The sequence below is a fragment of the Paracoccus sp. J56 genome, from assembly GCF_019633685.1.
GTDB lineage: Bacteria > Pseudomonadota > Alphaproteobacteria > Rhodobacterales > Rhodobacteraceae > Paracoccus > Paracoccus kondratievae.
Genome location: NZ_JAFL01000007.1, coordinates 126,396 through 144,845, shown reverse-complemented (window position 1 = coordinate 144,845; position 18,450 = coordinate 126,396). Strand labels below are relative to the sequence as shown.

At 63.3% G+C, this 18,450-nt stretch carries 18 protein-coding genes; 8 read left to right on the top strand and 10 right to left on the bottom strand.

The annotated features are described in order from the left end of the window. Positions 1-720 (top strand): response regulator, encoded by a 720-nt coding sequence (locus M511_RS07230; protein ID WP_010393518.1) that lies wholly within the window; start codon positions 1-3, stop codon positions 718-720. A gap of 52 nt (positions 721-772) precedes the next feature. On the opposite strand, the gene secA is transcribed toward M511_RS07230, so the two are convergent. Further along, entirely contained in the window at positions 773-3,478 is a 2,706-nt protein-coding gene (gene secA / locus M511_RS07225; protein ID WP_085501792.1) for a preprotein translocase subunit SecA, read from the bottom strand. A 207-nt stretch (positions 3,479-3,685) separates the two neighbouring features. Between secA and M511_RS07220 the strand changes: the two genes are divergently transcribed. The 4 genes from M511_RS07220 (at position 3,686) to M511_RS19420 (ending at position 6,581) form a co-directional block, all read left to right on the top strand. Continuing rightward, positions 3,686-4,525: a peptidylprolyl isomerase gene (locus tag M511_RS07220; protein ID WP_010393522.1), complete on the top strand. Its 840-nt coding sequence runs from the start codon at positions 3,686-3,688 to the stop codon at positions 4,523-4,525. 3 nt (positions 4,526-4,528) lie between these two features. Continuing rightward, the gene (gene argJ, locus M511_RS07215) at positions 4,529-5,938 is read left to right on the top strand and encodes a bifunctional glutamate N-acetyltransferase/amino-acid acetyltransferase ArgJ (protein WP_010393525.1); all 1,410 of its coding nucleotides are present in this window, start codon (positions 4,529-4,531) and stop codon (positions 5,936-5,938) included. After that, the gene (gene mutT / locus M511_RS07210; RefSeq protein ID WP_010393526.1) at positions 5,935-6,333 is read left to right on the top strand and encodes an 8-oxo-dGTP diphosphatase MutT; all 399 of its coding nucleotides are present in this window, start codon (positions 5,935-5,937) and stop codon (positions 6,331-6,333) included. The genes argJ and mutT overlap by 4 nt, the downstream gene beginning before the upstream one ends. Positions 6,334-6,452: 119 nt before the next feature. After that, the gene (locus M511_RS19420; protein WP_010393528.1) at positions 6,453-6,581 is read left to right on the top strand and encodes a hypothetical protein; all 129 of its coding nucleotides are present in this window, start codon (positions 6,453-6,455) and stop codon (positions 6,579-6,581) included. Positions 6,582-6,718: 137 nt separating this feature from the next. On the opposite strand, the gene infB is transcribed toward M511_RS19420, so the two are convergent. The 5 genes from infB to pip all read right to left on the bottom strand — a co-directional run bounded on the left by infB (position 6,719) and on the right by pip (position 13,332). Then, positions 6,719-9,259 carry a translation initiation factor IF-2 gene (gene infB / locus M511_RS07205; protein WP_010393530.1) on the bottom strand — a complete coding sequence of 847 codons (2,541 nt, stop codon included), beginning with the start codon at positions 9,257-9,259 and terminating at the stop codon, positions 6,719-6,721. Between the two features lie 7 nt (positions 9,260-9,266). Then, a complete protein-coding gene (locus M511_RS07200) occupies positions 9,267-9,884 on the bottom strand; it encodes an RNA-binding protein (protein ID WP_010393531.1) in 618 nt (205 codons plus the stop codon). Positions 9,885-9,899: 15 nt separating this feature from the next. Then, the gene (nusA, locus tag M511_RS07195; RefSeq protein WP_010393534.1) at positions 9,900-11,573 is read right to left on the bottom strand and encodes a transcription termination factor NusA; all 1,674 of its coding nucleotides are present in this window, start codon (positions 11,571-11,573) and stop codon (positions 9,900-9,902) included. Positions 11,574-11,576: 3 nt separating this feature from the next. Continuing rightward, positions 11,577-12,185, bottom strand: a complete 609-nt coding sequence (gene rimP, locus M511_RS07190; protein ID WP_010393537.1) for a ribosome maturation factor RimP — start codon at positions 12,183-12,185, stop codon at positions 11,577-11,579. A gap of 160 nt (positions 12,186-12,345) precedes the next feature. Further along, the gene (gene pip / locus M511_RS07185) at positions 12,346-13,332 is read right to left on the bottom strand and encodes a prolyl aminopeptidase (RefSeq protein ID WP_029371505.1); all 987 of its coding nucleotides are present in this window, start codon (positions 13,330-13,332) and stop codon (positions 12,346-12,348) included. A 51-nt stretch (positions 13,333-13,383) separates the two neighbouring features. Here pip and ubiG point away from each other — a divergent pair, with 51 nt between their 5' ends. After that, complete coding sequence (ubiG, locus tag M511_RS07180; protein ID WP_010393540.1) at positions 13,384-14,145, top strand: bifunctional 2-polyprenyl-6-hydroxyphenol methylase/3-demethylubiquinol 3-O-methyltransferase UbiG; 762 nt, start codon at positions 13,384-13,386, stop codon at positions 14,143-14,145. Positions 14,146-14,159: 14 nt separating this feature from the next. Here ubiG and M511_RS07175 read toward each other — a convergent pair whose 3' ends face one another. The 4 genes from M511_RS07175 to M511_RS07160 are packed head-to-tail and all read right to left on the bottom strand — an operon-like array spanning position 14,160 to position 16,544. After that, on the bottom strand, positions 14,160-14,669 hold the full coding sequence (locus tag M511_RS07175; protein WP_010393541.1) for a MarR family winged helix-turn-helix transcriptional regulator: 510 nt from the start codon (positions 14,667-14,669) through the stop codon (positions 14,160-14,162). Further along, entirely contained in the window at positions 14,666-15,517 is an 852-nt protein-coding gene (locus tag M511_RS07170) for a carbon-nitrogen hydrolase family protein (RefSeq protein ID WP_010393542.1), read from the bottom strand. Before M511_RS07170 ends, M511_RS07175 begins: the two co-directional genes overlap by 4 nt. Then, positions 15,514-15,777 (bottom strand): glutaredoxin 3, encoded by a 264-nt coding sequence (grxC, locus tag M511_RS07165; protein WP_085501791.1) that lies wholly within the window; start codon positions 15,775-15,777, stop codon positions 15,514-15,516. Before grxC ends, M511_RS07170 begins: the two co-directional genes overlap by 4 nt. 35 nt (positions 15,778-15,812) lie before the next feature. Then, on the bottom strand, positions 15,813-16,544 hold the full coding sequence (locus tag M511_RS07160; protein ID WP_085501811.1) for a double zinc ribbon domain-containing protein: 732 nt from the start codon (positions 16,542-16,544) through the stop codon (positions 15,813-15,815). Positions 16,545-16,575: 31 nt separating this feature from the next. Between M511_RS07160 and M511_RS07155 the strand changes: the two genes are divergently transcribed. Further along, positions 16,576-17,415, top strand: a complete 840-nt coding sequence (locus tag M511_RS07155; RefSeq protein ID WP_085501790.1) for a methyltransferase domain-containing protein — start codon at positions 16,576-16,578, stop codon at positions 17,413-17,415. After that, positions 17,412-18,443 carry a ferrochelatase gene (hemH, locus tag M511_RS07150; protein ID WP_085501789.1) on the top strand — a complete coding sequence of 344 codons (1,032 nt, stop codon included), beginning with the start codon at positions 17,412-17,414 and terminating at the stop codon, positions 18,441-18,443. The genes M511_RS07155 and hemH overlap by 4 nt, the downstream gene beginning before the upstream one ends. Positions 18,444-18,450 lie beyond the last annotated feature (7 nt).

The following is an 18,450-nucleotide window of genomic DNA, read 5'->3' as shown; positions in this document are numbered from 1 at the left end:
ATGACCAATCCCGACTCGCAGCCCGCGCCCCATATTCTGGTCGTCGATGATGACGAGCGTATCCGCAGCCTCTTGCGCCGCTTTTTGCTGCGCAACGATTTTCTGGTCACTACCGCGCGTGACGCCGCCCATGCACGGCGCCTGCTTGGTGGTCTGGATTTCGACCTGATCGTGCTTGACGTGATGATGCCGGGCGAGGACGGGTTTGCGCTGACCCGCGACCTGCGCAAGCGTATGAACACGCCGATCCTGTTGCTTACCGCCAAGGGCGAGACCGAGGACCGGATCGAAGGGCTTGAAAGCGGCGCGGACGACTATCTGCCCAAGCCCTTTGAGCCGCGCGAACTGCTGCTGCGCATTGCTGCCATCCTGCGCCGCATGCCTGCGGCCGAGACAAAGGGGCCAAAGTTCCTGTCCCTTGGTCCGCTGCGCTATGACGCCGACAAGGGCGAGCTGTGGCAGGGTGAGACCCCCTTGCGCCTGACCGGGACCGAGCAGGCGCTGTTGAAGCGACTGGCCGATACGCCGCGCCAGCCGGTCAGCCGCACCGAATTGATCGAGGATCTGGGCCGCAGCCCGGCCGAGGATGCGGGTGAGAATTCCGAACGCGCCATCGACGTGCAGATCACTCGTCTGCGCCGCAAGATCGAGCCTGATCCCAAAGAGCCGCGCTATCTGCAGACCGTGCGTGGCACGGGGTATATGCTGGTACCCGACTAGGCGGCCGCCAGCACCGTAACGATATGAAAAAGGGGCCCGGGGGCCCCTTAATTCATGCCAGCGCGCCGTGGCAGTGTTTGAACTTTTTACCCGAGCCGCAGGGGCAGGGATCGTTGCGCGACGGATTACCCCATGTGGTGGGGTCGGTCTCGTCAAAGCCCGCCACTCGGCCCGAGACTTCGCCGCCCTCGGCCTCTTCATGCTCAGGGTGCATCTGCTCTTGCACCGCTGCCTGCTGCTGCTGGTATTCGCGCAGCATCTGTTCGCGTTCGGCATCGGTCAGCGGACGGATACGGGCCAGCTGCTGCGTCACATCAATGCGCAGACCGTCAAGCATGGATTCAAACAGCTGGAACGCTTCGGTCTTGTATTCCGACAGCGGATCGCGCTGCGCATAGCCGCGGAAGCCCACGACCGAGCGCAGATGCTCTAGCGTGATCAGGTGCTCGCGCCATTTGCTGTCGATCTGTTGCAGCAGAACCTGCTTTTCGATCTGGCGCATGTTTTCCGGGCCGAACTGCTCGGCCTTTTGCGCCATATAGGAATCGGTGTGCTGCTGGATACGCTCGTGGATCGTGTCCTGATCGACACCATCCTCGGCCGCCCAATCGGCGATGGGCAGATCCATGTTCAGCTTGTCGATCACCGCGTCATGCAGACCCTTGACGTCCCATTGCTCGGCATAGGCGCGGGGCGGCAGATATTCATCAATCAGATCGTCAATCACCTGCGAGCGCATATCCGCTGCGATATCGCCGACCTCTTCGGTATGCATGATTTCCAGACGCTGGCTGAAGATCGCCTTGCGCTGGTCGTTCATCACATCGTCGAATTTCAGCAGCTGCTTGCGGATGTCAAAGTTGCGGCCCTCGACCTTGGCCTGTGCGCGTTCCAGAGATTTGTTGACCCAGGGGTGAACGATCGCCTCGCCCTCTTTCATGCCCAAGGTGGACAGAACCTTGTCCAGCCGTTCAGAGCCAAAGATGCGCATCAGGTCATCTTCCAGCGACAGGAAGAACAGCGAACGGCCGGGGTCGCCCTGACGGCCCGAACGGCCGCGCAGCTGGTTGTCGATGCGGCGGCTTTCGTGGCGTTCGGTTGCCAGAACGAACAGGCCACCGGCCTCTAGTACCGCCTGCTTTTCGGCGGCATGTTCGGCCTCGATCCGGGCGCGGATCTCGTCGGGGTTGGCCTCGGGGTCTTCGGCCAGCGCCTCAAGCACTTTCATCTCGACGTTGCCGCCCAGCTGGATGTCGGTCCCGCGGCCGGCCATGTTGGTGGCGATGGTCACCGCGCCCAGCTTGCCGGCATCGGCGACGATCTTGGCCTCTTGCTCGTGCTGGCGGGCGTTCAGAACGTTGTGAGGGATGCCAACCTTGTTCAGCATCTGCGACAGCATCTCGGATTTTTCGATGCTGGTCGTGCCGACAAGGATCGGCTGACCTTTGGCATGTGCCTCTTTGATCGTTTCGATCACGGCGGCATATTTCTCGGCCGCGGTGCGATAGACGCGGTCATGTTCGTCGATACGCTGCACGGGGCGGTTGGTCGGAACCTCGACCACGCCAAGCTTATAGATCTCGGCGAATTCCTCGGCCTCGGTGGCGGCAGTGCCGGTCATGCCCGACAGCTTGTCATAAAGCCGGAAGTAGTTCTGGAAGGTAACCGAGGCCAGCGTGACGTTTTCGGGCTGGATGGCGACGCCTTCCTTGGCCTCGATGGCCTGATGCAGCCCGTCCGAAAGGCGGCGGCCCTTCATCATCCGGCCGGTAAACTCGTCGATCAGTACGACCTCATCGTCGCGGACGATGTAATGCTGGTCGCGCTGGAACAGTTTATGCGCCCGCAGGGCCTGATTGACGTGGTGGACGATGGTGGTCGATTCGGGGTCGTAAAGCGTCTGCCCCTCGGGCAGCACGCCCGCCGCCTGCAACCGCTTTTCCAGATATTCGTTGCCTTCCTCGCTAAAGGTGGCGTTGCGGGACTTTTCGTCCAGCTTGTAATGCTCGGGCGTCAGTTCAGGGATGAACTTGTCGAGCGTTTTGTAAAGCTCGCTGCGGTCCTGGCTTGGCCCCGAGATGATCAGCGGCGTCCGAGCCTCGTCGATCAGGATCGAGTCAACCTCGTCCACGATGGCATAGAAATGCCCGCGCTGGACCATCTGATCAATCGAGCCCTTCATATTGTCGCGCAGGTAGTCAAAGCCCAGCTCGTTGTTCGTGGCATAGGTCACGTCGGCCTGATAGGCGGCGCGCTTTTCCTCGTCGGGCTGGAAAGGGTAGACGACGCCGGTGGTCATGCCCAGCTGGGCAAAGACCTTGCCCATCCAATGTGCGTCCCGCTTGGCCAGATAGTCGTTGACGGTGACGACATGCACACCCTTGCCCGCCAGCGCGTTCAGATAGGCCGGGAAGGTCGCGACCAGCGTCTTGCCCTCGCCCGTCTTCATCTCGGCGATATTGCCCTGATGCAGAAAGATCCCGCCCATCAGCTGGGTGTCAAAGGCGCGCAGGCCAAGTGCCCGGCGCGCTGCCTCGCGGCAGTTGGCAAAGGCTTCGGGCAGAAGCTTGTCCAGATCCTCACCCGATTGCGCCCGGCCCTGCAATTCGCGGGTCTTGCCGATCAGTTCGGCATCGGAGAGCGCACGGAACTCCTCTTCCAGCGCGTTGATCTGGGCCACGAGGGGGCGGACTGATTTCACCTTGCGGTCGTTGGGTGTTCCAAAGACCAGTTTCGCCAAGTTTCCGATGCCGAGCATATGAACCTTCAAAATCGCGTATCTGGGGCTGCGCCGGACGTTCCGCCCACTTGCCGGCACCATTCGCCTTGCCCTATCACGGGGCCGGAAAAACGGCGACGGGCGCGCATTTTCGGTTGAGCCGGATGTATGCCCCGGTTGCCCCACTGTCAACGCTTGCGCCCGTTCACCTGTACGTGGACGCGCCGTCCCATGAAAGGGAAGACCATGCTGAAACCGCTTCTCGCTGCCTCGGTGCTGATGTCGGGGGTCCTGTCGGGTCTGCCCGTCTGGGCGCAGGACGCTGATACCGTTGTCGCCACCGTCAATGGCGAGACGATCACCCTTGGCCAGATGATTGCCATGCGCGACGGGTTGGACCCTCAGGCCACGCAGGGCCTGCCCGATACGGCGCTGTGGGATCTGATGCTGGACCAGATGATCCGCCAGACCGCCGTTGCCCAGGGGGCCGAGCCGCTGAGCAAGCGCGATACCGTGGCGCTTGAGATCGAAAAGCGCGCCTATCTGGCCGGTTCGGTGCTGGAAAAGGTCGCCGCTGCCGAGCCGACCGAGGCTGAGCTGAAAACCGCCTATGATCAGGCAATTGGTGCAGATGCCGGCCCGCGCATGGAATATAGCGCCGCCCATATCCTGGTGAAAACCAAGGAAGAGGCCGACGCCATCGCCAGGGAACTGGCTGAGGGCGCCGATTTCGGCAAGCTCGCCGAAGAGAAATCGACCGACACCTCGGGTCCTAACAAAGGCGATCTGGGCTGGTTCCAGCCCGAGCAGATGGTGGAGCCCTTTGCCGAAGCGGTGAAGAAACTGGAAAAGGGTCAGGTCTCTGAGCCGGTCGAGACCCAGTTCGGCTGGCATGTTATCAAGCTGAACGACACCCGCGAGGTCACTCCGCCCGCCTTTGAAGAGGTCAAAGAACAACTTGCCGTGCAGGTCCGTCGCGACCGTGTGCAGGCCGAGATCGAAAAACGCGTGGGCGAGGCCAAGATCGAAAAGACCGAAGGCCTGACCCCCGATCTGCTGAACAAGACCGACATCCTTGGAGAGTGAGCCATGGCCAAGACCGATGACAAGAAGTCCGGCCTTTCCGATGCTGAAAAGCTGAAGACGCTAAAGAAAAAGTTGAAAAAGCTGAAATCTGCGCTGAAAGAGGCCGCAGCCGGCATCGAGGCCCGGGCTGGTGCGGCCGCAGGTGCCGCGATCGGGGCGGTGGCCAAGCCCGGGAACCCGGTCTCTCCGCTGGCGCCGGCCAGGTTTCCCGATCTGCCGGTGGTCGAGGGGGTGGAATTCGCCGCCGGTGCCGCAGGGGTCAAATACAAGGGCCGTACCGATGTCATGCTGGTCCGGCTGGCGCCGGGTACGGCTATCGCGGGCGCGTTCACCAAATCCTCGACCCGTGCGGCCTGCGTTCTGGACTGTCAGGCCAAGCTGGCGCTGAAACAGGACACGGCCAAAGGCGCGGCGATCATCGTGAACTCGGGAAATGCCAATGCCTTTACCGGCCGGCTGGGCCAGGAGGCGGTCGATACTGTCACCGGTGGCGTCGCCAAGACGCTGGGCGTGCCGCGTGAGCGGGTGTTCTCATCCTCGACCGGGGTGATCGGCGAGCCGCTGCCGGCCGAGCGCATCACCGCCGTTATCGGCGATCTGGCGGCCAGTCTGGACGTCTCGGGTGCGGCGGATGCGGCGCGTGCCATCATGACCACCGACACTTTCCCGAAAGGTGCTTCGGCGACCATTCAGGGTGAGGGCGGGCCGATCAACATCGTTGGCATCGCCAAAGGTTCGGGCATGATTGCGCCGGATATGGCGACGATGCTGGTCTATATCTTTACCGATGCGCAGATCGCGCCGGCGATGTTGCAACGGATGCTGTCGTCGCGCCTGGATCAGACCTTTAACGCGATCACCGTGGACAGCGACACCTCGACCTCGGACGCGCTGATCCTTGCCGCGACCGGCAAGTCCAGGGCTGCGCCGATCACCGATCTGCGTTCGGCCCCGGCGCGGGCCTTTGGCAAGGCGCTGTCGCAGGTGATGCTGGATCTTGCCCAGCAGGTGGTCCGTGACGGCGAAGGTGCGACAAAATTCGTCGAAGTGCAGGTCACCGGTGCGGCTAATGATGCCGATGCGCATCGCGTGGCCATGGCTATCGCCAATTCGCCGCTGGTGAAAACCGCCATCGCCGGTGAGGATGCTAACTGGGGCCGCGTGGTCATGGCCGTCGGTAAGTCCGGTGCCAAGGCTGACCGCGACCGGCTGTGCATCCGCTTTGGCGACATGGTCCTGGCCGAAAAAGGCTGGCGCGCGCCCAGCTATGACGAGGCCGCCGCCAGCGCCTATATGAAGCGCGACCACCTGATCATCGGCGTCGACCTGGGGCTGGGCAAGGGGCAGCGCACGGTCTGGACCTGCGACCTGACGCATCGCTACATTGATATCAACGCCGATTACCGCTCATGAAAATGGTGCTTGTTGCGGCCGTCGCTCTGATCGACACCGACGGTCGCGTCCTGCTGGCACAGCGCCCCGAGGGCAAGTCCCTCGCAGGCCTGTGGGAGTTTCCGGGCGGCAAGGTCGAGCCGGGTGAGACCCCCGAAGCCGCGCTGATCCGCGAACTGCACGAAGAGCTGGGGATCGAGACATGGCAATCCTGTCTTGCGCCTCTGACCTTTGCCAGCCACGCCTATGAAGATTTCCATCTGCTGATGCCGCTTTATGCCTGCCGGCGCTGGCAGGGCGTGCCAATGCCTCGTGAAGGGCAAAAACTGTCCTGGGCGCGTGCCTCGGAATTGAACAAATACCCGATGCCACCCGCTGATTTGCCGCTAATTCCCATCCTGCGCGACTGGATATGAGACATATCGGTCACGCGAGCGGGGATCATATCAACAACTTGCAGTATATTTGCACATTCCCGATTAACATTTAACGAATTTGTGACAATCCTGAAATCCTCAAGAGGAGGAGATTGGACATGATTCGCACGATCACGATCGGTAGCTGCATTTCTGTTCAAGGTGTTTTTGAGCGGCAGCAGGCGAATGGGAACATTGTCGTCCGGGTAGGCACCAAGACCTATGAGGGCAAACCCGTCTTGTCCTGAGGCAAGCGAACTATCTGGAATGCCGAAACGGGGCCCCTGTCGGGCCCCGTTTTTTTGCGCCAATGCCCGCGCAAGGGGCGGCGGATATGAAAAGGGCGGACCCGCAGGCCCGCCCTTTTGTCTCATTCTGCGCAGTATCACAGCTGACGCTGTACCTCCTCGCGCTCAAAGATCTCGATGATGTCGCCTTTGCGGATGTCGTCGTAGTTTTCAAAGGCCATACCGCATTCCTGACCGGACTGGACCTCTTTGACCTCATCCTTGAAGCGCTTGAGCGTCTTCAGCGTGCCTTCGTGGATCACCACGTTGTCGCGCAGCAGACGCACGCCGGCAGAGCGTCGCGCCACACCTTCGGTGACCAGACAGCCGGCGACGTTGCCGACGCCCGAGACGCGGAACACTTCCTTGATCTCGGCGTAACCGATGAAGGTTTCGCGCACCTCGGCCGACAGCAGACCCGAAGCCGCCGCTTTGATATCATCAACCAGATCGTAGATGATCGAGTAATAGCGGATCTCGACCCCTTTCTGGTTGGCAGCATTGCGGGCCGGGGCATTGGCGCGGACGTTGAAGCCGATGACCGGAGCGCGGCTGGCCTCGGCCAGACCGACATCCGATTCGGTGATCGCGCCGACGCCGTAATGCAGCACGCGGATGCGTACTTCGTCGTTGCCGATCTTTTCCAGCGCCTGGACGATCGCCTCGGCCGAACCCTGCACGTCGGCCTTGATGACCACGGGCAGTTCGGCGACGTTTTCATCCGCCTTGGCCTTGGCCAGCATCTGGTCAAGGGTGATCGCGGCACCGGCAGCGGCGCGTTTGTCCTTGGCCGCCTGAATACGGTAATCGGCGATCTCGCGCGCCTGGGCTTCGGTTTCGACCACGTTCAGCACGTCGCCCGCTTCGGGCGTGCCGTTCAGGCCCAGAACCTCAACCGGAACCGAGGGGCCTGCTTCGTCGATACGGTCGCCCTTGTCGTTGATCAGCGCGCGCACCTTGCCCCACTGTTCGCCGACGACAAAGATATCGCCGCGCTTCAGCGTGCCGTGCTGGACCAGAACCGTGGCAACCGGGCCCCGGCCAACATCCAGCTTGGCCTCAATGACCGCGCCCTGAGCGGGACGGTCCGGATTGGCCTTAAGCTCAAGGATCTCGGCTTGCAGCGCGATGGCCTCCAGAAGCGTTTCCAGACCTTTGCCGGTCTTGGCCGAAACCTCGACATCCTGCACGTCGCCCGACATCGCCTCGACCACGACCTCATGCTGCAAGAGGTCGGTGCGGACCTTTTGCGCGTTGGCCTCGGGCTTGTCGATCTTGTTGATCGCGACGATCATCGGCACTTTGGCGGCCTTGGCGTGGTTGATCGCCTCGACCGTCTGCGGCATCACTGCGTCATCGGCGGCAACCACCAGAACGACGATATCCGTCACCTGCGCACCACGGGCGCGCATCGAGGTGAACGCCGCGTGGCCGGGCGTGTCGAGGAAGGTCAGCGTCGCACCCGATTCGGTCTTAACCTGATAGGCGCCGATATGCTGGGTGATGCCACCGGCCTCACCCGTGACGACGCTGGTCTTCCGGATCGCATCCAGAAGCGAGGTCTTGCCGTGGTCGACGTGGCCCATGATGGTGACCACGGGGGGACGCGGCTTCAGATCCTCGGGCTGGTCCTCGACCTGATCAATCACCTGTTCGACGTCGGAATCTGAAACACGGATAGCGCGATGGCCGAATTCGTCGATCACCAGCTCGGCGGTGTCGGCGTCGATGGTCTGGTTTGCCGTGACCATCATGCCCATTTTCATCAGGACCTTGACGACGTCAGCCGCGCGTTCGGCCATGCGGTTGGCCAGTTCCGAGACCACGATGGTTTCGGGCAACTGGACATCGCGGACCTGCTTTTCGGCGCGCTGGTTGCCGCCCATGGCTTTCTGCCGGGCTTTTTCCTGCTTGCGCTTCATCGCGGCAAGGCTGCGCTGGCGGCCGCCTTCACCATCCAGTGCCTGGCTCAGCGACAGCTTGCCGGTGCGGCGGCTGTCCTCGCGGCCCTTGCCACGGCTGTCGCGGTCGTCCGCCCCGCCGCGGGGGTCGCGGTCGCGGTCGGTCTTGCGTGGGCCAGCGGCGCTGACGCCCTTGGTTTCGGCGCGGACGGCTGCGGCCTCGGCAGCGGCACGGTCGGCGGGGGCCGCCGGGCGCGGCGCTGCCTTGGGCTTGGCAAGCTCGGCCTTTTTCTTTTCACGCAGCTCGGCCTCGCGGGCACGGCGCTCATCCTCTTCGGCTTTCAGCCGCAGGGCTTCTTCACGCTCACGCTCTTCACGCTCTTTGGCCTCGGCTTCCAGCCGGCGGCGTTCGCGCTCTTCCTCGCGGGCCTTTTCCTCGGCAGCACGCTGCGCAGCCTCTTCGACCTCGCGGGCCTTGGCGGCCTTGAGAGCAGCCAGACGGCGCTCCATCTCGGCATCCGAGATCCCGGCCGGGCGCTTCGACGGGTCGCCCGACACGGCCGAGGGCGAACCTGCGCGTGCGCCGCCAGCCGCTCCGGTCTTGCCGGGTACGACCACGCGCTTGCGTTTGGTCTCGACGACCACGTTATGGGTCCGACCGTGGCTGAAGCTTTGCTTCACATGGCCCGAACGGCCGCCGCCAAGACCCAGGGGTTTCTTTCCGTCACTATCGCTCATCCGATCTTCATTCCTTCCCGGCGGGTGCACCGCCGTCATGCCCGCGCAGACCAGTCAGTCTGCTCGCGTCCCTGATCAATCTTTCGGTCAGGCCCCCCGGCGCAAGCGCGCTGTGTATGACATGATCGCGCCCAAAGGACAAACCCAATTCTGAGGCGGTCATGCAGCCGAACCACCGGCCTCCCGGCGGCGTCCACAGTTTACCCTTGCCCCGCTCGGATCCGTCGCTGGCCTGAAGCAGTACCTTGACCTTGCCCGAGGCCAGCCAGTCCTTGACCTTTTCAAATCCTGCAACCGCCAGTCCCGCCTTGCGGGCCAGCGAAAGCGTGTCGGTCACCCGCCGCGCCAGCCCCGCCTCGATCATCTCAAGAAGATCGGACGGAGCGGTGACGCGGGCTTTGGCACCGCGTGAAAACAGTCCCTTCGCCGCCGCCCTGTCCAAGGCAGCGCGATCAGCCACCACCCAGAACCCGCGTCCGGGCAGCTTTTCAGCCAGATCAGGCACGACCTCGCCATCGGGGTCCGCGACAAAGCGGATCAGACCCGCCTTAGGCTGGGTCTCGCCCGTGACGATGCAGCGCCGTTCGGGCGTCTCGCGGTCCTTGATACGGCCCCCGCGCGTCATCTATCTCCCGGGGCGTTACACCCCGGCCTCCTGTCCGTCGGCTTCATCGGCTTCTGCCGATTCCAGCTCGGTCGGGTCAACCCAGCCCAGCATGACACGGGCGGTCATGACGAGGTTCTGGGCCTCTTCAAGGCTGATATCGAAGGGCTCAAGGATGCCATCATCCTTGACGCGCTGACCGTTCTGCGTGGTCCAGCCGCCCGCCAGTTCCCAGTCGGCGCAGGTGGCAAAATCTTCAAGCGTCTTGACGCCTTCCTTGGCCAGCGCCTCGACCATCTGCGGGGTCAGGCCCCCGAATTCGATCAGGCTGTCCTCGACGCCAAGGGCGCGGGCATTCTCAAGCGCGGCCTTGTTCGCGGCCTCCAGATGCTCGCGGGCGCGGGTCTGCAGCTCCTCAGCGGTCGCTTCGTCCACGCCTTCGATCGCCAGCAGCTCGTCTACATCGACATAGGCCACCTCTTCGAGATCGGTGAAGCCTTCGGCAACCAGAAGCTGGGCAAAGAATTCGTCCAGATCCAGCGTGTCCATGAACAGCTTGGTGCGGGCGTTGAATTCGGCCTGCCGGCGCTTGGACTCTTCTTCCTCGGTGAGGATGTCGATGTCGAGCCCGGTCAGCTGGCTTGCCAGCCGCACGTTCTGGCCGCGGCGACCGATAGCCAGCGAAAGCTGCTCGTCGGGGACCACCACCTCGATTCGGGTCGCATCCTCGTCAAAGACGACCTTGGCGACCTCGGCCGGTTGCAGGGCGTTCACAAGGAAGGTCGCCTGATCGTCGGACCACGGGATGATGTCGATCTTTTCGCCCTGCAGCTCGCCCACCACGGCCTGAACGCGGCTGCCGCGCATGCCGACGCAGGCGCCGACCGGGTCGATCGAGTTGTCATAGCTGATCACGGCGATCTTGGCGCGCGAGCCGGGGTCACGGGCCACGGCCTTGATCTCGATGACGCCGTCATAGATTTCCGGCACTTCCATCTTGAACAGTTCGGCCATGAACTGCGGGTCGGTGCGCGACAGGAATATCTGCGGACCGCGGGCCTCGCGGCGCACGTCCTTGACATAGGCGCGGATGCGGTCGTTCGGGCGATAGCTTTCGCGGCCGATCTTTTCGTTGCGGCGCAGGATCGCTTCGCCACGGCCGACATCGACGATGATGTTGCCGTATTCCTCGCGTTTGACGACACCGTTGATGATGGTGCCGATGCGGTCCTTGAATTCCTCGTACTGGCGGTCACGCTCGGCCTCACGGACCTTTTGCAGGATCACCTGCTTGGCCGATTGCGCGGCGATGCGGCCCAGCTCGACCGGAGGAACGCGTTCCTCGAACACATCGCCGGGCTGAGGCCTGCCTGAGAAATCCTCAAGCTTCTGGCCCTCGCGCAGCCAGCCCGACTGGCCGTCCCTGGAGGGTTCGAAATAGGGCAGGGCCTGCGCGGCGGTGAACTGGGCCTGATAGTTCTCGACCGCGTCATCCTCGACCACGGTGCGGGCGCGGGTGAAGGTGGCATTGCCGGTCTTGCGGTCGATATGGACGCGGATGTCCATTTCCGAGCCGTAGCGCGACTTGGCGGCACGGGCGAGGCTGTCCTCCATCGCCTCGATCACCAGATCGGGGTCGATCATCTTTTCCCGCGCAACGGCCTCGGCAGTTTGCAGCAGTTCAAGCTGGTTGGCAGAGGTGATGGCCATTCCTCACTCCTTCGCGGCGGCGTTGTCTTCGCCGGCTTCCGTTTCGATCTCGTCAAAGGCGGATTCGTCCAGATTGTCGATCTGTACGCCCGCGTCCTTTTTCTGCCGTAGCATTTCGGCAATCAGTTCGTCGGTCAGGACCAGCTTTGCATCTGAAAGCCAGTCGAAATTCAGCCCGATGGTGTGGGTCTCATCACCTTCGGAGATATTAAGCAGCACCTCGTCACCCTCGACGCCCGCGAGCACGCCCTTGAAGCGCTTGCGCCCGTCGATGGGCTGGTTGGTTTCCAACCTTGCCTCATAACCTTCAAAGGTGGCGAAATCTTTAACCCGGGTCAGAGGGCGGTCGATGCCGGGGCTTGAAACCTCAAGATGATAAGCGTCCTCAAGCGGATCCTCGACATCCAGCACCGCGCTGACCGCGGTCGAAATATCGGCGCAGTCGTCGACGTTGATGCCGCCTTCCGGCCGGTCGGCCATGATCTGCAAGGTGGCGGTCTTACCGCCTTGCAGGCGGATGCGCACCAGTTCGAAACCCAGATCCTCGATGACCGGGGCGATGATCTCGGCCAGACGCCGGTCGATGGCGGTCTTGGCGATGAGGTCGGTCATTCAGTTTCCCCAAATACAAAAAACGGGCCGTGGCGGCCCGTGCGTCTTACCGGTGGGCAGGGTGTGGACGCCTGCGCCGCTGTTGAGCCGCATATAGGCCGCCCGGCACCAAATTGCAAGGGAAACCGCCGCAGGGACGGGAAACCCCGCAAAGGGCGTGTCAGCTCTGGCGCGTTCCATCGCGCAACCCGTCCATGACCCGCACCAGTTCAGCGGCGATTCGCGGCTCGCTCAGCGCATGACCCGAGGCCGGTACCAGCCGCAATTCGGCCTTGTCCCAGCCCTCGGCCAGCTCCCACGCGGTGCTGGGGGGGCAGACCATGTCATAGCGTCCCTGCACGATCACGGCGGGGATATGTTCAATCCGGTGGCGGTTATGCAAAAGCTGCCCCTCTTCGAGAAAGCAGCCATTTGCGAAATAGTGATTCTCGAGCCGGGCAAAGGTGCGGGCGTAATCGGGGGGAGCATGGCCGGCGCCGATGATTTCAAGCCCTGCCAGAGTGTTTTCCCAGACCAGCCAGGGCATGGCAAAGCGCGTTTCCTGCCCCCGGTCGCCGCTGAACAACCGCCGGTGATAGGCGGCGATCATGTCGCCCCGCTCGGCTTCGGGGATCGGGGCCTGAAACTCGGCCCAACGGTCGGGGAAAAAGCGCGCGGCACCGCCACCGTAGAACCAGTTCAGTTCGGACCGGCGGCCAAGGAAAACGCCGCGCAGCACCATGGCCCCGACCCGGTCGGGATGGGCTTCGGCATAGGCGACGGCCAGCGTTGCGCCCCAACTGCCGCCGAACAGGGTTGCCCGTTCGATCCCAAGGGTGCTGCGGATGATCTCGATATCGGCGATCAGGTGCCGGGTCGTGTTGGCCTCGACCGAGGCATGGGGTTGCGAGCGTCCGCAGCCGCGCTGGTCAAACAGCACGACCCGGTAATACGACGGATCAAAGAAGCGCCGCATATACGGGCTGCACCCTCCGCCCGGCCCGCCATGCAGGACGATCACCGGCACCCCGTCGGGATTGCCGCTTTGTTCGACATGCAGCTGATGTCCGTCGCCAACATCCAGCACACGGCGGTCGAAGGGTTCGACCATCGCGTGCAGTCTGCCATGCGACGACATGCCGCCGATTTGCCCTGCCAATCTGTCCATGGCACCACTATATAGCGCCTCGCACGCGCCCGCCACATCAAGGACGGCCAGATGACCGAAAGACCAGATACCGCCGCCCCAAGCAGCATCGACCCCGCCGAGGTCGCCAAGTTTCAGGCCATGGCGCGGGAATGGTGGGACCCTCAGGGCAAGTTCAAGCCGTTGCATATGCTGAACCCGACCCGGCTGGAATATGTCACGACGCAAATCGCCGCCCAATTCGGCCGTGACCTGACCGGGGCCATGCCTTTTCGCGATCTGGCGATTCTTGACATCGGCTGCGGCGGCGGGCTGATGGCCGAACCTATGGCGCGGCTAGGGGCCTTGGTGACGGGGGCCGACGCGGCCGAGGGCAACATCGCCATTGCAAGCCTTCATGCCGAAGAGCAGGGGCTGCCTATCGACTATCGCGCCACTACCGCCGAGGCGCTGGCTGCCGAAGGGCTGCGTTTTGACGTGGTGATGGCGCTGGAGATCGTCGAGCATGTCGCCGACCCGGCCCAGTTCATCGCCACCTGTCGCGATCTGGTGGCGCCGGGCGGGATGCTGATCGTCTCAACCCTGAACCGCACGGCGCGCAGCTTTGCCGCCGCAATCGTCGGGGCCGAGTGGATCATGCGCTGGCTGCCCAAGGGCACGCATGACTGGCGGCGTTTTATCACCCCCGGTGAACTTGCGCAGATGACCGAGATCACAGGCCTTAGCGTTGTTGATCGCTGCGGGATGGTCTTTAACCCTCTGGGCTGGAGCTGGTCGCTGTCGCATCGCGACCTGTCGGTGAACTATGTCCTGACCGCTCTGCGCGAAGGGTGACGGGGCAAAGCGGGTCAGCGCCCTGCCGGTCCGCGATGTTCCTGTCCCAAGGTTTCCTCCAGCTGTTTGCGCAGCATGCGCAGCACCGGCAGCGCTGCGCGCACCCGGTCGGCGCCGACATCGCGCACCACATCGGCAATGCGCGGCATAAAGGCAGCCAGTGCCGCGTCCCGCGCCGCACGACCCGCCGGGCTGATGGCGATCAGCTTGCGCCGCGCATCGTCCCAATCGGGGCGAATATGAATATGCCCGGCCCATTCCAGCCGTGACAATGTATTGGTCATGGCGCCGCGCGTGACGTGAAAGGCTTCGGCCAGTTCGGCAGGCGTGCGCTCGACATTCAGATGGGCCAGCAGATTCAGCACCGAGAAATGCGAAATCTGCATGCCCTTGGGCAGTGCCTTGCCAATCAGATCGCGCGCCAGCTGGTCGGCGATAAACACTTCGGAAAACAGGCTGGCGGCCAGGGCCTCGGCCGAGCCGTCGGCATGCCCTTGCGGGCTGTCTTGGGTCTTATGGATCATGGGCCCGTGAAATTCCGGTCATGCGTCAGTGATGGGATGCGAGACCGTGCATCGACAACCGCCGCCGGGTCAAGCGTCACGAGAGTCACCCCCGGTTCGGTCCCGCCATCGGCGAGGACCTCGCCCCACGGGCTGACCGCCAGCGAATGGCCATAACTGCGACGGGTTGGGCGGTCCGGTTCGGCATGGGTGGCATGGGTGCCGCATTGCGCCGGTGCCAACACAAAGCTGCCTGTTTCAATGGCGCGGGCGCGCAAGAGCACCTCCCAATGCGCGGCGCCAGTCGTGTCGTTGAAGGCCGCCGGAACTGTCAGGACCGTCGCCCCCGCCTTGGCGAGCGCGCGGTAAAGGTAGGGAAAGCGCAGATCGTAACAAACCGTCATGCCGACCGGCAAAGGACCCTCTGCCAGAACTGCGCGATCTCCGGGCCGGAAAGCTGCGGATTCGCGGTAGGATTCGCGTTCTGAAACGGTCACATCGAACATGTGCAGCTTGTCATAACGGGCGCGGATGCTGCCGTCCGGTGCGATCAGAAAGCTGCGATTGGCAAAGCGCGTCTCGCCCGGCTCACCGGTCCTAAGTGACAGAGAGCCGATCAACAGCCAGATGCGCAGATCCCGCGCCTCATGACGCAGGGCGGCCAGTGTTTGGTCCTCAGCCTCGGGGCGCAGAATCATCTCTTGCCGCTCGCGACTCGCGCCAAGCAGGTTCGTCGCCTCGGGCGTCAGGACCCAGGTCGCGCCTTGTCGCGCGGCCTCGCGGATCAGGGTCCGCGTTTCGGGAAGGTTGCGCTCGGGGTCGTCCGAGACGTTCAGCTGTACGAGCCCGGCAGTGACGCCTTTGCTCATGCGGTCAGGCCCAGCAGTCCGTCCAGCCGGCCCTGACGGTCAAGCGCATGCAGATCGTCCGAGCCGCCGATATGCTGACCGTCGATAAATATCTGCGGCACCGTCCGGCGGCCCCCGGCGCGCTGGGTCATGGCCTCGCGCAGTTTGGGATCACGGCTTACATCGGTCTCTTCATAGGCGATGCCCTTGCGTTGCAGCAGCGACTTTGCCGCGTGGCAATAAGGGCAGGTGGGCGTGGTATAGATTTCGACCTTGGCCATGGATGCATCCCGATGTTCATTGTCCGGCCCCCTATCTAGGCATCCTTGACCGCCCGCGCCAGCACCAGGATGGAAAGAGGTCCCGCCCCCGCTGCGTTAAGTGCTGTCGCAGCAGCACAAAGCGTCGCACCCGAGGCCATTACGTCATCAACAAGCAGCACCGGCCGCCCCTGCAATCGTTGCGCTATCCGCGTGGGCGCAGTAATGGTGTCCTTTTGGTTGGCATAACGGTCGGTGACGCTGCGATGATCCTGCATCGGCGTATGACGCAGCCGCCGCAGCGCGCCGGGCAGAAAGTCCAGCCCATAGGCCCGGGCGACGGGCCGGGCCAGTATCTCGGCCTGATTGTATTTGCGCCTGAGCAGCCTGCGCAGCGGCACCGGAACCGGCACCACCACCGTTCCCGGCTGCACCAGCGGTTCCGCCGTCCGTGCAAGCCACCCCCCAAGTGCCGGTGCCAGATCCAGCCGGTCGCCATGTTTCAGCATCAAGGCCAGCTTGCGCCCGGTACCGCGATAGACCAGTGCCGCCCGTCCGCTCTGCCATGGGCGCGGGGTGATCAGACATTCGTCGCAAGACAGCAGATCGCCAGCCTCTGTGTCCGCATCGCCAGAGTCGGGCAGGGGTGCTCCGCAGCATGTGCAGCAAGTGCCGTGAATGAAATCAGCTTCGCGCCAGCAGAGCGCACATAGCCCGCCTTCTTCGGTAACAGGAGTACCGCAGCTAAGGCATTGCGGTGGGAAAACCAGCCGCAATGCGCCTTTCATCAGGCGGCGAAGCCCCCTATGTTGCACCCCCATGATGCCTGATCGCCCCCCTTCTGTTCCCAGTCTGACCGACCGCCCGGCACTTATGCGGAACCGAATCCGCGCCCTGCGCCAGGGGCCGGCCGACTTCCTGCACCGAATCGTCGCCGACGAGATTCAGGATAGGCTTGCAGAGGTTAACAGACGGTTTAACGACATCGCTGTCGTTACCGGCTGGCCGGATTTTTGGCGGGCCGTTCTGCCCGGGGCGCGTATTGTCAGCGACGATCCCGTTCTTGATCTGCCCGAAGGTGCGCATGATCTCGTCATCCATGCCATGGCGCTGCACTGGGCCGAGGACCCCGTGGGTCAGATCGCGCAATGCGCCCGTGCCCTGCACCCGGACGGGCTGTTTATCGCTACCTGTCCGGGGGGACGCACACTGCACGAACTACGCGATTCGCTGACCCGGGCCGAGGTCGAGGTCGCAGGGGGCCTGTCGCCGCGCGTGCTGCCCATGGGCGAGATCCGCGATCTGGGCGCGCTTTTACCACGTGCCGGGCTTGCTCTGCCGGTGGCTGACCAGATCGCGCAGACGGTAAGCTATCGCAATCTGTTTCACTTGGCCCGCGACCTGCGCGCCATGGGCGAAGGCAATGCCCTGGCGCAGCGGTTGCGGCGCCCGACGCGACGAGATGTCCTGTTGCGGGCCGCCGCGCTTTATGCCGAAAACCATCCCGACCCACAGGATGGAACGCGCATCCGGGCAACCTTTGATCTGGTCTTTCTGACCGGATGGGCGCCCGACGCCAGCCAGCCAAAACCGCTTCGTCCCGGCTCGGCCAGAATGCCGCTGGCCGAAGCCCTTGCCCGCGTGAGAAAGCCCGAATGATCCCTGCCGAGCACGCCCCCGCCAGCCACCCGCAGCTTCCTTCCCGCAAGATCGGCGTGCTGATCGCCAATCTGGGCACCCCCGATTCGCCTGATTACTGGTCGATGCGGCGCTATCTGAACGAGTTCCTTTCGGACAGGCGGGTGATCGATTATCCGGCGTGGAAATGGCAGCCGCTTTTGCAGGCCATCATCCTGACCAAGCGGCCTTTCACCTCTGGCGCGAACTACCGTCAGATCTGGAATTACGAAAAGAACGAAAGCCCGCTGATGACCATCACCAAAGATCAGGTCGAGGCGCTGCGCCAGCGGACAACGGCGCTGTGGGGCGACCGGGTGATGGTTGATTTTTGCATGCGCTATGGCAACCCTTCGACCTTTGATGTGGTGGATCGGATGGTCAAGGCAGGGTGCGACCGCATCCTGTTTTTCCCCCTTTACCCGCAATATGCCGGTGCGACGACCGCAACCGCGAACGACCAGTTCTTTCGCGCACTTATGCAGCAGAAGTGGCAGCCCGCTGCGCGGACCGTGCCGGCCTATTTCGACCGTCCCGACTATATCGCGGCGCTGGCCGCGTCGGTCGAGCGGACGCTGGGCGGGACCCGGCCCGGCAAGCTGGTCGCCAGCTATCACGGTATGCCGCGGCGCTATCTGCTTGAAGGCGATCCCTATCATTGCCAGTGCCAAAAGACGACGCGTCTGCTGCGTGAACATCTGGGCTGGCCCGAGGACGCCATCGACACGACCTTCCAATCGGTCTTTGGCCGCGAGGAATGGCTGCGCCCCTATACGGTCGAGCATGTGGCCGAGCTGGCAAAGCAGGGGATTACCAGGATTGCGGTGATCTCTCCGGCCTTTTCTGCCGATTGCATCGAAACGCTTGAGGAAATTCAGGGCGAGATCCGCGAAGCCTTCATCCATGCCGGGGGCGAGGAGTTCACTTATATTCCCTGCCTCAACGCCGAGCCTGACCATATCGAGGTGCTGACCACGGTGATCGGGGAAAACCTCGCGGGCTGGGTTTGACAGGGGC

Excerpts from the sequence above, each read along its gene's own strand:
- grxC (WP_085501791.1), bottom strand. The coding sequence starts at position 15,777 with ATGGCCAAGGTCGAAATCTATACCACGCCCACCTGCCCTTATTGCCAC.
- M511_RS07160 (WP_085501811.1), bottom strand. The coding sequence starts at position 16,544 with ATGAAAGGCGCATTGCGGCTGGTTTTCCCACCGCAATGCCTTAGCTGC.
- M511_RS07170 (WP_010393542.1), bottom strand. The coding sequence starts at position 15,517 with ATGAGCAAAGGCGTCACTGCCGGGCTCGTACAGCTGAACGTCTCGGAC.
- M511_RS07220 (WP_010393522.1), top strand. The coding sequence starts at position 3,686 with ATGCTGAAACCGCTTCTCGCTGCCTCGGTGCTGATGTCGGGGGTCCTG.
- rimP (WP_010393537.1), bottom strand. The coding sequence starts at position 12,185 with ATGACCGACCTCATCGCCAAGACCGCCATCGACCGGCGTCTGGCCGAG.
- mutT (WP_010393526.1), top strand. The coding sequence starts at position 5,935 with ATGAAAATGGTGCTTGTTGCGGCCGTCGCTCTGATCGACACCGACGGT.
- M511_RS07175 (WP_010393541.1), bottom strand. The coding sequence starts at position 14,669 with ATGATCCATAAGACCCAAGACAGCCCGCAAGGGCATGCCGACGGCTCG.
- ubiG (WP_010393540.1), top strand. The coding sequence starts at position 13,384 with ATGACCGAAAGACCAGATACCGCCGCCCCAAGCAGCATCGACCCCGCC.
- M511_RS19420 (WP_010393528.1), top strand. The coding sequence starts at position 6,453 with ATGATTCGCACGATCACGATCGGTAGCTGCATTTCTGTTCAAGGTGTT.
- infB (WP_010393530.1), bottom strand. The coding sequence starts at position 9,259 with ATGAGCGATAGTGACGGAAAGAAACCCCTGGGTCTTGGCGGCGGCCGT.
- nusA (WP_010393534.1), bottom strand. The coding sequence starts at position 11,573 with ATGGCCATCACCTCTGCCAACCAGCTTGAACTGCTGCAAACTGCCGAG.
- M511_RS07230 (WP_010393518.1), top strand. The coding sequence starts at position 1 with ATGACCAATCCCGACTCGCAGCCCGCGCCCCATATTCTGGTCGTCGAT.
- pip (WP_029371505.1), bottom strand. The coding sequence starts at position 13,332 with ATGGACAGATTGGCAGGGCAAATCGGCGGCATGTCGTCGCATGGCAGA.
- argJ (WP_010393525.1), top strand. The coding sequence starts at position 4,529 with ATGGCCAAGACCGATGACAAGAAGTCCGGCCTTTCCGATGCTGAAAAG.
- hemH (WP_085501789.1), top strand. The coding sequence starts at position 17,412 with ATGATCCCTGCCGAGCACGCCCCCGCCAGCCACCCGCAGCTTCCTTCC.
- secA (WP_085501792.1), bottom strand. The coding sequence starts at position 3,478 with ATGCTCGGCATCGGAAACTTGGCGAAACTGGTCTTTGGAACACCCAAC.
- M511_RS07155 (WP_085501790.1), top strand. The coding sequence starts at position 16,576 with ATGATGCCTGATCGCCCCCCTTCTGTTCCCAGTCTGACCGACCGCCCG.
- M511_RS07200 (WP_010393531.1), bottom strand. The coding sequence starts at position 9,884 with ATGACGCGCGGGGGCCGTATCAAGGACCGCGAGACGCCCGAACGGCGC.